Source organism: Pseudoalteromonas sp. RWi3 (assembly GCF_054960735.1).
The window spans coordinates 22,853-34,278 of the sequence record NZ_JBHNYL010000023.1; the positions used below are offsets into that span (position 1 = coordinate 22,853).

Annotated in this window: 15 protein-coding genes; 6 read left to right on the forward strand and 9 right to left on the reverse strand. The window is 40.5% G+C overall.

The features are described 5' to 3' along the window. The first annotated feature begins 8 nt into the window (after positions 1-8). Positions 9-1,151 carry a GNAT family N-acetyltransferase gene (locus tag ACFI4Z_RS17980; RefSeq protein ID WP_462671745.1) on the forward strand — a complete coding sequence of 381 codons (1,143 nt, stop codon included), beginning with the start codon at positions 9-11 and terminating at the stop codon, positions 1,149-1,151. Here the strand turns inward: ACFI4Z_RS17980 and ACFI4Z_RS17985 are convergent. Further along, positions 1,135-1,734, reverse strand: coding sequence for a DUF938 domain-containing protein (locus ACFI4Z_RS17985; RefSeq protein WP_462671746.1), 600 nt, complete (start codon positions 1,732-1,734; stop codon positions 1,135-1,137). The genes ACFI4Z_RS17980 and ACFI4Z_RS17985 overlap by 17 nt on opposite strands. A gap of 173 nt (positions 1,735-1,907) precedes the next feature. On the opposite strand from ACFI4Z_RS17985, the gene ACFI4Z_RS17990 reads away from it, so the two are divergent. The 5 genes from ACFI4Z_RS17990 (at position 1,908) to ACFI4Z_RS18010 (ending at position 4,945) form a co-directional block, all read left to right on the forward strand. Continuing rightward, the gene (locus tag ACFI4Z_RS17990; RefSeq protein WP_394193896.1) at positions 1,908-2,090 is read left to right on the forward strand and encodes a hypothetical protein; all 183 of its coding nucleotides are present in this window, start codon (positions 1,908-1,910) and stop codon (positions 2,088-2,090) included. Between the two features lie 97 nt (positions 2,091-2,187). Then, positions 2,188-2,553, forward strand: a complete 366-nt coding sequence (locus ACFI4Z_RS17995; RefSeq protein WP_462671747.1) for a hypothetical protein — start codon at positions 2,188-2,190, stop codon at positions 2,551-2,553. 8 nt (positions 2,554-2,561) lie between these two features. Beyond that, positions 2,562-3,938 carry a class II fumarate hydratase gene (locus ACFI4Z_RS18000; RefSeq protein ID WP_462671748.1) on the forward strand — a complete coding sequence of 459 codons (1,377 nt, stop codon included), beginning with the start codon at positions 2,562-2,564 and terminating at the stop codon, positions 3,936-3,938. Positions 3,939-4,065: 127 nt separating this feature from the next. Further along, the gene (locus ACFI4Z_RS18005; protein WP_462671749.1) at positions 4,066-4,539 is read left to right on the forward strand and encodes a hypothetical protein; all 474 of its coding nucleotides are present in this window, start codon (positions 4,066-4,068) and stop codon (positions 4,537-4,539) included. Between the two features lie 10 nt (positions 4,540-4,549). Continuing rightward, a complete protein-coding gene (locus ACFI4Z_RS18010; RefSeq protein WP_462671750.1) occupies positions 4,550-4,945 on the forward strand; it encodes a hypothetical protein in 396 nt (131 codons plus the stop codon). Positions 4,946-4,964: 19 nt separating this feature from the next. On the opposite strand, the gene ACFI4Z_RS18015 is transcribed toward ACFI4Z_RS18010, so the two are convergent. The 8 genes from ACFI4Z_RS18015 to ACFI4Z_RS18050 form a co-directional block, all read right to left on the reverse strand. Continuing rightward, positions 4,965-5,150, reverse strand: coding sequence for a hypothetical protein (locus tag ACFI4Z_RS18015; RefSeq protein ID WP_394193891.1), 186 nt, complete (start codon positions 5,148-5,150; stop codon positions 4,965-4,967). Positions 5,151-5,219: 69 nt separating this feature from the next. Further along, complete coding sequence (locus ACFI4Z_RS18020) at positions 5,220-5,537, reverse strand: hypothetical protein (RefSeq protein WP_394193890.1); 318 nt, start codon at positions 5,535-5,537, stop codon at positions 5,220-5,222. Then, positions 5,534-6,172, reverse strand: a complete 639-nt coding sequence (locus ACFI4Z_RS18025; protein ID WP_462671751.1) for a DUF4178 domain-containing protein — start codon at positions 6,170-6,172, stop codon at positions 5,534-5,536. Before ACFI4Z_RS18025 ends, ACFI4Z_RS18020 begins: the two co-directional genes overlap by 4 nt. Before the next feature lie 71 nt (positions 6,173-6,243). Then, positions 6,244-6,936 carry a PspA/IM30 family protein gene (locus ACFI4Z_RS18030; protein ID WP_099297476.1) on the reverse strand — a complete coding sequence of 231 codons (693 nt, stop codon included), beginning with the start codon at positions 6,934-6,936 and terminating at the stop codon, positions 6,244-6,246. Between the two features lie 58 nt (positions 6,937-6,994). Continuing rightward, positions 6,995-7,408, reverse strand: coding sequence for a YjfI family protein (locus ACFI4Z_RS18035; RefSeq protein ID WP_099297474.1), 414 nt, complete (start codon positions 7,406-7,408; stop codon positions 6,995-6,997). An 80-nt stretch (positions 7,409-7,488) separates the two neighbouring features. Beyond that, entirely contained in the window at positions 7,489-9,141 is a 1,653-nt protein-coding gene (locus tag ACFI4Z_RS18040; RefSeq protein ID WP_462671755.1) for a polyamine aminopropyltransferase, read from the reverse strand. 72 nt (positions 9,142-9,213) lie between these two features. Further along, positions 9,214-10,113, reverse strand: a complete 900-nt coding sequence (locus ACFI4Z_RS18045; RefSeq protein ID WP_462671752.1) for a DUF350 domain-containing protein — start codon at positions 10,111-10,113, stop codon at positions 9,214-9,216. Between the two features lie 37 nt (positions 10,114-10,150). Further along, positions 10,151-11,080, reverse strand: a complete 930-nt coding sequence (locus ACFI4Z_RS18050) for a CHAD domain-containing protein (protein ID WP_462671753.1) — start codon at positions 11,078-11,080, stop codon at positions 10,151-10,153. Positions 11,081-11,426 lie beyond the last annotated feature (346 nt).

An 11,426-nucleotide genomic window follows, 5' to 3' on the forward strand; every position in this document is an offset into this window, starting at 1 on the left:
GCCTTAATATGTCAAGTTTTAGCCATCAGTGGTTTACCAGTATTAGTGATCTAGATGCCAAGGTGTGGGCTCGTTTTTTTGGTGACAATCCTTTTACCGATCACGCATTTTTATACGCGCTAGAGCAAAGCCAAAGTACCTGTGAAGCCACTGGTTGGCAGCCATTACATTTAGTTATTTATGAGAATCAACACATTATTGCACTTGCCCCAGGTTATTTAAAAAGCCACTCCTATGGTGAATACGTATTTGATTGGGCTTGGGCAGAAGCGTATCAACAGCATGGCATAGCTTACTATCCTAAATGGCTATGCGGCTCACCTTTTAGCCCTATTGAGGGCGAAAGAATCGCTGTTCACCATTCACAACCGGAGGCTATATCACACTATATAAGTGAGGTACTTAACCAACAGTGCCAAGTGCATGGTTGGTCTGGCTGGCATATAAATTTCTGCCCTAAGCAACAAACAGAATTATTTGCTGGGCATAACGCCATGCCACGGACAGGCGTACAGTGCCAATGGTTCAACCGTGGGTATGACAATTTCTCTGACTTTTTACAAAGCTTAAATGCCCGTAAGCGTAAAACCGTAAAGAAAGAACGAAACAAAATTGCACAACAAAATATTACAATAGAATGGCTACAAGATGATCAGATTAATAGTGCTGTGATGAGCCAGTTTTGTGAATTTTATCAAAGCACATATTTAAAACGTTCGGGTCATATGGGCTATTTAAATCATGAGTTTTTTATTTTATTACATGCATTAATGGCTGATAAACTAGTCATTATGCAAGCCTCTCTAGATGGCCATGTGGTTGCTGCTACTTTAAGCTTTAAAAGCGAAAATACCTTATATGGTCGATATTGGGGGGCGGTAGATGAAATAGATTGTTTACATTTCGAACTGTGTTATTACCAAGGTATTGAGTACTGTATCGCTAACCAGCTGCACTGTTTTCATTCCGGTGCACAGGGTGAACACAAGATAGCCCGAGGCTTTGAACCGGTATTGACGCACTCGCTCCACACAATTATCAATGAAGACTTTAGCCACGCAATTGCAGACTTTTTAAAGCGAGAGCACTTACACACAGCGGCTTATCAGCAGCATTGCAAGTCACTATTGCCGTTTAAGAGTGATGCTTGAAGACTAATAGCTGGTTATTTGCCGGCATTTGATTATCACTCAAAAGTGTTAGCCCAGCTTGTTCAGCAAGTGCGACTATTTTTTCAAAGTCACGAATACCACTTTCGCTATCCTGATCTTTCAAAAACCCATCAAAACGCTGATTGCTTTCACTCGTATACTGACCCTGGTATTTAAAAGGCCCATAAATACAGACAACTCCTTCGGGCGCTAAATGGCGTTTAATGCCTTCAAAAAAACGCTCAACCAAAGCCCAACTAATAATATGTAGCGTATTAGCAGTATAAATAGCATCTACACTATTAATTGGCCAAGCATGATTTAAATCCAATGTCAGCGGGGCATGTAGATTGCTCAATTGGGCTTCATCAATCCACTGCTGAATACCGCTATGATTGATTAATCTATCGCTAGTTTGCCACTCTAAATGCGCTAAATGCATCGCAAAATGCACACTGTGCTGCCCTGTACCTGAACCCACCTCTAAAACGTGTTTACTATTATTAAAACAAGCTTTTAAAACCGCTAAAATAGGTTCTTTATTGTTTTCACAAGCTTGAGAAAAAGGTTTATTCGCTTTCATATACGCACCAAAAAAAGAGCCATTTGCACAATAGTAAAGCAAAATTAATGACGCTTGTCTTTGCAAAACAGCCACATAAAAATAAAGCATTAATTATCATGCAATTAAGAGAATAGTAAAAATTGGTATAGCTTATGCAGCAGTATTATTGAACCAACAGCTAGGAGAATACCATGTATGTATCTAAATTTAATGCACTTGACGCAGCTATTGCAGCAACTGAAAAAGCAGATAGCAACAAAATGACATGTGATGAACGAGCAACGGCCATTGATTTATTGTCACAATCTAACAAGCTGAAAAAGAGCCTAACAGAACATGAAACAGATCAAATTTTCATCCTTGGCTATAACTAATACCATAAACTTTCGACAAGTTTTACATATTCAAACTTGCACCAAAACCGAATAACTGTAATGATAACTATTATCGTTACAGTTATTCGGTTTTATTATGCACGACCACCAAGCTATGCTTTATTATCAACAACAAATGAAGTGTATTTGCCAACGTCCAGGACTCCATGCCCCCGCTTTAGTTGCAAACTATATTGAAGCAGGCCTCAATGCCGCACGCTACTACGAAAAAAGCAAAAGTGTCTTGCTTCAAGAACTCTATCTAAGACGCACTTTCCATGAAATTCTTAATAAAATGTGCGATTCTTTAATTCATTGCGCAATACGTAAGCAATGTTCAGAGCAACTATACAAACCCTTATTGGCGTTAAAACGATTTTACAGAACACATAACGGTAACGAAAAATATCTTATCCTTGAACGAGAAGCACGTATTCTCAGTCACGAATTCAACCCTTTTTAGGAGCTTTTATGAGCGAGTATAGAACTGAAACCGACAGCATGGGCGAATTACAAGTACCAGCCGATGCACTTTACCAAGCACAAACCCAGCGTGCGGTTAATAATTTTAGTATTAGTGGTTTAGCCATGCCAAAGCAATTTATTACGGCACTGGCATACGTTAAACAAGCTGCCGCACAAAGCAACTGCGAACTAGGTCATTTAGACAAGCAAAAAGCCCAAGCAATAGAACGCGCCTGCCAAGAAATAATTGATGGCCAACATTTAGATCACTTTCCAATTGATGTTTTTCAAACCGGCTCAGGCACCAGTACTAACATGAATGCCAACGAAGTCATTGCGACACTTGCAAGTCGCTATAATGAAGCGCTAATTCACCCAAATGATGATGTGAATATGGGCCAAAGTTCAAATGATGTGATCCCAACGACTATCGCTGTTAGCAGTGTGATTAATGTCGTTTATGAGCTATTTCCTGCCCTTGATCAGCTATCACAGATGCTAGAGCGTAAGAAGTCTGAAGTAGGCGATATAGTTAAAACTGGCCGCACTCACCTAATGGATGCAATGCCTGTCACTTTTAGTCAAACTCTAAATACATGGCAGCATCAAGTGGATACCGCAATGGCGGCTATTCGCCATAGCTTAGATGGCGTGTCAGCGCTTGCGCAAGGCGGTACTGCTGTGGGTACAGGGGTAAATGCAGATCCCCTGTTTGCTGAGCTATTTTGTAAAAACTTAAGCACCAACGTAGGCATACGTTTTACCCCCAGTAAAAACTTTTTCTATAACATTGGCTCACAAGACGCCATTGTTTCATTGTCTGGGCAATTAAAAGTACTTGCTGTGGCACAAATGAAAATAGCCAATGATTTACGCTGGATGAACTCAGGGCCACTCGCCGGGCTAGGCGAAATTGAACTTGAAGCATTACAACCTGGCTCTTCCATTATGCCTGGTAAAGTTAACCCGGTGATCCCAGAAGCGGCGGCAATGGTAAGTGCACAAGTGATTGGTAATGACGCAACGATTACCGTAGCAGGACAATCTGGAAACTTTGAGCTTAATGTAATGCTGCCAGTCATCGCCTATAATATTTTGCAAAGTATAGAGTTACTTGCAAATAGTAGCCGCGTATTAGCTGATAAAGCCATTCGCACGTTTAAGGTCAATCAGCCAAATATTGACAAAGCCCTGGCAAAGAACCCAATTTTAGTCACGGCCTTAAACCCTGTTATTGGCTATGCAAAAGCAGCTAAAATTGCCAAGCTAGCCTATCAAAGTGGTCAGCCAATCATTGATGTAGCAGAGCAGGAAACCCAGCTCTCTCGCGCTGATTTGGAAGAGTTACTCAACCCAACCAAGCTCACCCAAGGCGGTTTATAACCTACCTATGAAACCCGTTACTTTATTTAAGTAACGGGTTTACCTTTTGAATGTAATAGTTTTTATTGCTGTGTTATGTGCAAAGTGTATGATAGTGATTACTTGTTAATCACTATAAAGGTTAGTTATGCGCTTTTCATTATGTGTTGTTGTTTTACCTCTTTTTCTTGTTGGCTGCTCTGACGCTGCAACACCAGAGGCAGAGCAATTGAAACCAGCCCCCACTACTTTGACCAAAAATAGTCAGGCAGTGGCTATAGGTGATAAAAACAAAGCTGTTTCGAGAGAAGCAATTCAGGCAGCTCATACACAATTAAAGTCACTCACCGAAGATCTTAGCTGTGATACTAGTGCACAATGCAAAGTATTACCTGTGGGAAGTAGAGCCTGCGGCGGACCGAGCAGCTACCTTGTGTTTTCAACTAAAAATAACGATAGTCAAAAAGTTGAACAAGCAGCAAAACACATAACGACTCTAGAAAGCCAATTTAATGCCCAAACAGGCATGGTCAGTATTTGCCAACATTTAACTGCGCCAGCAACACAGTGTAGCAGCAATAAATGTGTTAAAGTTGCTGGTAATGCAACAAGTGTTTATTAAAGGAATTAATATGAAGTACGTTTCATATTCTAAAGCGCTGGCAATTGCAGCCGGCCTATTTTTTACTACCGGCTGTGAAAGTACGTTTGATACAAGCTCATCAGGCTCAATCAGCTTATCAAAAGCAAACAATGCATTATCTAAACTAGCTGAAGATACTAGCTGTACAGCGAGCTTTCAGTGTAAGGTTCTTGAAGTAGGTCAACGGGCGTGCGGCGGGCCTAGTAGATACTTAGTATATTCTGCTTTAAATACTGAGCAAGAAACCGCAGAGCAGCTAGCTCATCAAGTAACTGAGCAAGAAACACTTGAGAATCAAGCTAGTGGTGCGAGCGATTGCTCACCGGTTTTACCTGTGCAAGCCTTATGCATAGACAAACAATGCAAAGCATTCGAAATAAAATAACCGACTAATAACCTATGCGCTAAACCATAAATGGGATTAGCGCAGATATGATTAACACACCAATAATACAAACCCCAGCTTTGAGGATATGCTGCATTGGCATTTCTTTCTTTATCCAATACGCATAAATAAATCGCACAAAATAACTCGCGGCAGTGCCGAACAAAGCAAAAATAATTAGATAGGCGATTAAAACTATATTCACAGCAACTCATTTTTATAGGAATGAAAGCCCTCAGTGTAAGGGCTTAACTTTAAGAAGGCAAAATTGTGGCTATTTTTTATTACTATATGCAATGAGTAACTCAGCGACTTGTTGTTTTACTGCTCGTTTGTCATCGGCTGCAACACCAAAACGCTCGGCAAGTAACCCTATTTCCTCATCATTGAGGTTGAATGACAATCGTTGACGAGTCTTTTTAGATTTAACATCAAGCGCTAAAATTTTACGGATCATATCTGAAGGTGTTAACTCCTGATCAATCGCCTGCTTTTTTATCGATTTTTGTACTTCACTGCTTAAATCAAAGGCCATTTGCGTCGCTCTTACGGCTTGTTCTTGGCGCTGCCATTTAGCCTTTGCGTCACTCACTGTGCATCTCCTGGGAATAAATCCACAATATCGGATATAGGCCTGGTCAGTGTAAGTGAGACTTCTGTTTCACCACCATCCCAAATCTCAATGTTCAGACTGTGGCTTTCGTCGTCAGAGGCTAGGCATATCATTTCACAGGGTTCACCCCCTTCTTGCTCATATCGAGGTAGCGGTTGCTTACGATAATCTTGCTTATGGAAATAGCAAACGTATGGCGATTCACTTTGCTGGTAACTTTTACCTAAAAACTGCATAAAACGCTCAGGTGTATTCTTAACCTCTATAAAAGTTAAAGACTCTTCGTCAAAAATACGAGCGAACTCATCAAGGGTAAAAATATCATCTACTTCATCACGTTGAATTTTTACTGAGAAATTAGCCCACTGCTCGCCATCTTCCATCTCAATTTGTAAAAATACAACTTGCCCACTGTTTGTCTCTAATACGAATTCAGTATCACTGCTGTGCTGATATTGGTAAGTTTGCACATCAATCACACGCACAGTTTGACCTTTTAACCAGCTTGGATAAGCAAATGAGTCAATAATACTCAGCATATCGCCTTTTTTTAGATCGCTAGCATGAGTCAATTGACGTTCTGGGGCTTTTTTAGATTTAAAAAAATTAAACATAGAGTGCCTCTTAAGCAAAAAAGGTAACGGGCATGATGCAACGTTACCTTTTTAAAAAGTTTGAATAAGGGTTAGCCGTTTTGCTTAGCTTTAATACGCGCTAAGATATCCGCACTTTTTGGACTGCTATCGCCAATACCCGCTTCAGCCATTTTAGCTTTTAAGTCGCCGCCACTTGTTTCTGCTTCAAGCTCTTTTGCAGCACCAAGTTGATCGCTACGATCTTGCTGACGTTGCTTAATACGCTCAAGCGACTGACGTGCATTTGTCATCGACGAACTATTTGTATTAAGCGTGCTATTAACAGCCATAGTAGCTTGTTGCACACTTTCAGTGGTTTTAACCATTGTAAGCTGGCGTTGGTTTTCTTTGATCGACTTTTCGGCATCTTTAACTTGCTGCTTTAAAGTTACGATGTGGTTGCTAAAACCAGCAAGTACTTGCTCGTGCTCAGCTTTTTCATTTTCGAAATCACCAATCTTCTCAGCAATTTCTAATGCTAGCGCTTCATTGCCTTTTTCAAGTGCTTGGCCAGCATAGGCTTCGTGCTCAGCTATCGACGCATCTAGGGCGCTTAATGAACGCTTAGTTTGCATTTCTTTTGCCATTACTTCAGTTAGGCTTTTCTTTGCACGTTGTAATGCATTTTGCGCATCAGCTATTTCTTGCTCAAAAATACGGATACCATTTGCATCAACGATTGCTTCACCGGCTTCACGTGCACCGCCACGAACTGCTGTAAATAATTTTTTTAATATACTCATAATCTTAACTCCACTTAATAGAACTTGCTGTTATTTCATTGCACTGATAAATAAGATATTAATCATTCAAGTACAAGGTCACAGCTTCTAGGGCATCAATTGCATTATCAGCTAACGTCACTAACTCATGGGTAATGTCATCAAATGATGAATTCACCGACAAGGCACCAAAAATTGCATACTTGTTATCAATTTTGGCAAATGCACTCAATGGAATCGGTACATTTAAACGTAGTAATGTTTCGTTTAGCTCGTTTCGTAAATCAGGTTTTACTTCGTCATCTGCAAACAAGTAGCTAATACAAAGCAATTGTTCTTGTGTTTGCGTAACAAAAATTGGAAGTTCATCATTTCCATCAACAATGACTTGTAACACATCTTGCTCGCCAGGATTGGCTATCAAGAAAGATTCAAAATTAGCGCCTTCAGTTTCAAAAGATGCTAGTTTTATTGAAAGTTCGTTTAATTCCATGTCTCTGCCTTTTTGTCATTTGACATATTATGTCTGAGTTAAGATTCGCACGGCCGACATATTATGTCAACCATGTTTTATCAATTTTTATACAGTTCGCTTTCTTCTTGCCATGCACTGCGATAATAATCATAGAGTGTGCCGGACCCTAATCTATTGACTTCTATATTATTTATTTGTTCAAAATAATAGTTTGGAAACACAAATGCTGCCAATAAATATTCTTTACTTGCCCACCGAGAATCTACAGACAAGTTAACAACATCATTGATCCGTGCGCTGGCTGATTGCCCACGAGTCGTTGCTATAGTCCATCCCCACTGGCCAAAAGAAGGGATATTTTGCTGATACTGTTCGACATGTTTAAATCCAGCCGCTTTGACTGTTTTTCCAATACTCAAAAATGCTTTTTTTGCGTGGTATGGTGATGTTGATTGCACTGCCATTGCGCCATCAGGAGCAAGCAGTTGACGAATATGGTTATAAAAATAGTCGCTGTACATTTTATTCAAGTCAGGGTGATTTGGATCAGGCAGGTCGATAATAATAGTATCGAAGCGCTTACCTTGATCAAGCAATCGCTCAACCTCTATAAATGCATCGCCTACAATCACGTTAGCTCTAGGATCACTCATCGCGTTTGCATTGAGCTTAGTTAATCGGTTAACTATATCAACAGGCGCTTGAAACTCGTCACTTTTATGGCCAAATAAGTTAAGTAACTGGCCATCTAAGTCGATTAACGTGACCTCTTTCACAGGCCATTTCAATACATCGCGCATAGCAAGCCCATCACCGCCACCCACTATCAAAACATCATCATGACGATTTGAAGCCAGTAAAGCGGGGTAAACCAACATAGAGTGATAAATTTGTTCATCGATACTTGAAAACTGTAAACGACCATTTAGATATAAATCAGTAATCGGATCTGGTTGGTTACGGCTTAGTCGCTCCGTTAATACCAGGTGCTGGTATTTGGTCGCCTCAGAATAAATCACTTTATCTTTATAAAGTACGTTACTTAAATCTTTCATCCAGCTACTACCAAGCACTAAAATAAAGCCAAATAAAACCAATAACGCAAGGTGACAAACAAGAAGCAATTTAGCAAAGCGTACATAGCTGTGGTAGCGCCACAAAAATGCTAAACCCGCGACAATATTAAATAAGGCAGTCCAAGCAGCCGCTTGCATAATGGGCATCGCGAGCATAATACTCACCCAAATAGCTGCGCCAATACCTGCACCAATATAATCAGCCCCATAAATTGTGCCAGCATTATTTTCTAAAAACCGCCCATACACTTGTTGCCGTATACGAGCAATTAGCGGAATTTCCATGCCGATTAATAACCCGAGTAACAAACCGAACACATACGGGAGAAAGCGCGACCACTCTTGTAACTTTTGAAACACATAGCCGTTAAGTACAGTATCTGCAGGTAAGTTAAAGATCTGGGAAAATATATGAGGTAATGAATAACTGACGGCAATCACACTCGCAATCGCTAAGATACACCCCATTCCCACCAAAGCAATAATACTCTCAAGCCATGCAAAAGCGGTAAACGCGTCTTTAAACCAACGAGCCAGAAAAGCACCGATCCCCATAGCAACGATCATTGTACCAATCATGGCGTAAATGGCACTTTCAACAGAGCCTAAAACACGTCCTGCATAATGTGATAAGAGATATTCATAAATAAGGCCGCACCCAGCGAGTACGGCCATAACAGTTATTAATAAAAAATCATGCCCAAGTAAGGAGTACTTACTTGGGGTCGTTGTTGTGTGTGACAAATCTTATGCGCCTAATAACGTAGCCATAGTGATACCAACAGCAAATGATATTGCGGCTGAAATAGTTGCTACGCCAACGTTCTTTTGCCGATTAACTTCATCTGAAATATCACAACCCGAAAGAATAATTTTTATCGTAATTAAGTGAAGTAAGATAAATACAATAACGCATATTACTGCACTCAGGGCCCAATACATAAGGCTGGCATTAATGCTATCGGCAACGTAAGGCGCAACGCCAGATGCAGCAGTAATAGCGAGCGCACTGCCGATTAAGAAACCTGCATAACGTATACCTACCGCTAGATTTCCGTCAATAACTGCTTGTTGAAGACAGTCGCCACTGCGATTAGTGCGTTTAAATAGTTGTGCGCGATATTGGCTAACAAGCAACAAAACAACACTGCCAATAATAAATGCTGCTATTACAATGGGTAAACCGTACCATCCCTCAGTTGCAACCCAAAATAAAGCTGAGCGGATAACAATTGCAACACTTACCACATGGCCAAAGTCAATCAAGGCTGCAGTTGCATTCCCTTTCACTATTTCATCATGCAAGCTAACTTTACGTAACGCGACTTTATCTTGAAAGAAATGGCCGAGCTTTATGAGCAATATTGCTAATAAACCATATGCCCCCATTTGCTGCGCTTCTTGATGTAATGTTGGTGCAAATGCACCACTACTGACACCAGTAAGAACAATTGCTAAAGCAACTAGACCTGCTGCAAAACTAATACCAAAGGCAAAGTTATCGCGCTCTGTAATTTCATCATTTGCATGTAGATTAGACACCCAACCTTTTATAAATTTTAGACTAACAAACAAAGCGATGATAATTGCAAAATCAATTGCGAGCGCTTGTAGTGACCACATAGTTATTCCATTAAATTCGTACATATTCTTTTAACTCCAACACTAATTCTTTACAGTCTGGTTATTTACCACGGCTTATTCCACGCGAAGTTCGACTACCACTATTTCTTACAGACCCTGAACTTTTACTGTAGCTACTCTTTGAATAGCTGCTTCTACTTTTTGGTGGGGTGTAACTACTTCGGCTAAGTCCTGAAGCGCCTGTTCTTTTTGTTGCATACGGGCTTGTAAACTGCTTTCCCTGGCGCGAATAAGACTGGCGAGTTCTTGTTTCAACAGCTGTTTGTGCTTTCATTTGTTTAGGACTGGTATAACGCGCACGGCCATAGTCATTATAGTAACTGTATTTTCGGCGTTTACTCCAACTGCCGTATTCAACTCGGTCAAATACATCACCTAAGATACGATACATACCATACCAAGCCCAAAAGCTCATACCATTGCTATTTGTCTGCCAGCTACCATAATTAGGGTTACCAACAAGTTGGTTTCCTTCACCAGGACCCTCCGCTTGCTGGCTTATTGCTCCAACACGCGCAAGTGAGCCGCCTGACATATCAGCTAGCATATTAATAGGATCAGTTAATGCGTCAGAAAACAGTGTGGGTTTTGCCGCATCCCTTAATAGATCTAAGTTTCGCAATGTCTCTTCGTAGGGCGGTATAAGGTGGGTGTTTTTAATATCTGCTAAGCGTTGCTGCAAGCCAGAATAAAGCGCCCCCCTTCTCGTTGCATCTTGAGCCATTACAGAAGCAATTTGTGATAACTGAGGTTTCTCATTGCTGATTATGCGGGCATATTCAGTCAATAAGACAGCATTTCGAATTGAACCATTATCCAAGGCATTACCAAGCCCTTCGAGTTCAACCTCTGCTTTGGTTATAGATTGTTGAATTGTTTGTTGTAACTGCTCTTCTTTCGACTGGCAGCCCATAAGCAAGCTTATCAAACAAAACAGGCTTATAAGTTTCCAAGCTTTTATATCCGACATTCATGTCACCTGATTTACTAAATTAACAAAGCTAGTTTTACACAGCTCAGTTATTAAACCAACAATGAAATTGCAACAAGATAATATTTAAGAGAAATCAAAGGTAGAAAGTTTGTATTTCCTTTTGTGGAGCACGAGTTTTCAGACTGGAATACAATCGATTGAAAAAGGGTAAGCTTGTTTTATGAAGATATATTAGGCTCTGAGGTGCTCGTGGCGTTCTTTTATCCGTGGGTGTCAAATAGTCAACCCACGCTTCGGTGTATAGGTTGACGCTGTGCAGCTGATAGCTTTACTTTATTTGAGACAACAAAAAACCCGTCACATCGCTGTAACGGGTTTCTCT

Excerpts from the sequence above, each read along its gene's own strand:
- ACFI4Z_RS17995 (WP_462671747.1), top strand. The coding sequence starts at position 2,188 with ATGCACGACCACCAAGCTATGCTTTATTATCAACAACAAATGAAGTGT.
- ACFI4Z_RS18035 (WP_099297474.1), bottom strand. The coding sequence starts at position 7,408 with ATGGAATTAAACGAACTTTCAATAAAACTAGCATCTTTTGAAACTGAA.
- ACFI4Z_RS18045 (WP_462671752.1), bottom strand. The coding sequence starts at position 10,113 with ATGTACGAATTTAATGGAATAACTATGTGGTCACTACAAGCGCTCGCA.
- ACFI4Z_RS17985 (WP_462671746.1), bottom strand. The coding sequence starts at position 1,734 with ATGAAAGCGAATAAACCTTTTTCTCAAGCTTGTGAAAACAATAAAGAA.
- ACFI4Z_RS18040 (WP_462671755.1), bottom strand. The coding sequence starts at position 9,141 with ATGGCCGTACTCGCTGGGTGCGGCCTTATTTATGAATATCTCTTATCA.
- ACFI4Z_RS17980 (WP_462671745.1), top strand. The coding sequence starts at position 9 with ATGTCAAGTTTTAGCCATCAGTGGTTTACCAGTATTAGTGATCTAGAT.
- ACFI4Z_RS18030 (WP_099297476.1), bottom strand. The coding sequence starts at position 6,936 with ATGAGTATATTAAAAAAATTATTTACAGCAGTTCGTGGCGGTGCACGT.
- ACFI4Z_RS18025 (WP_462671751.1), bottom strand. The coding sequence starts at position 6,172 with ATGTTTAATTTTTTTAAATCTAAAAAAGCCCCAGAACGTCAATTGACT.
- ACFI4Z_RS18050 (WP_462671753.1), bottom strand. The coding sequence starts at position 11,080 with ATGTCGGATATAAAAGCTTGGAAACTTATAAGCCTGTTTTGTTTGATA.
- ACFI4Z_RS18005 (WP_462671749.1), top strand. The coding sequence starts at position 4,066 with ATGCGCTTTTCATTATGTGTTGTTGTTTTACCTCTTTTTCTTGTTGGC.
- ACFI4Z_RS18010 (WP_462671750.1), top strand. The coding sequence starts at position 4,550 with ATGAAGTACGTTTCATATTCTAAAGCGCTGGCAATTGCAGCCGGCCTA.
- ACFI4Z_RS18000 (WP_462671748.1), top strand. The coding sequence starts at position 2,562 with ATGAGCGAGTATAGAACTGAAACCGACAGCATGGGCGAATTACAAGTA.
- ACFI4Z_RS17990 (WP_394193896.1), top strand. The coding sequence starts at position 1,908 with ATGTATGTATCTAAATTTAATGCACTTGACGCAGCTATTGCAGCAACT.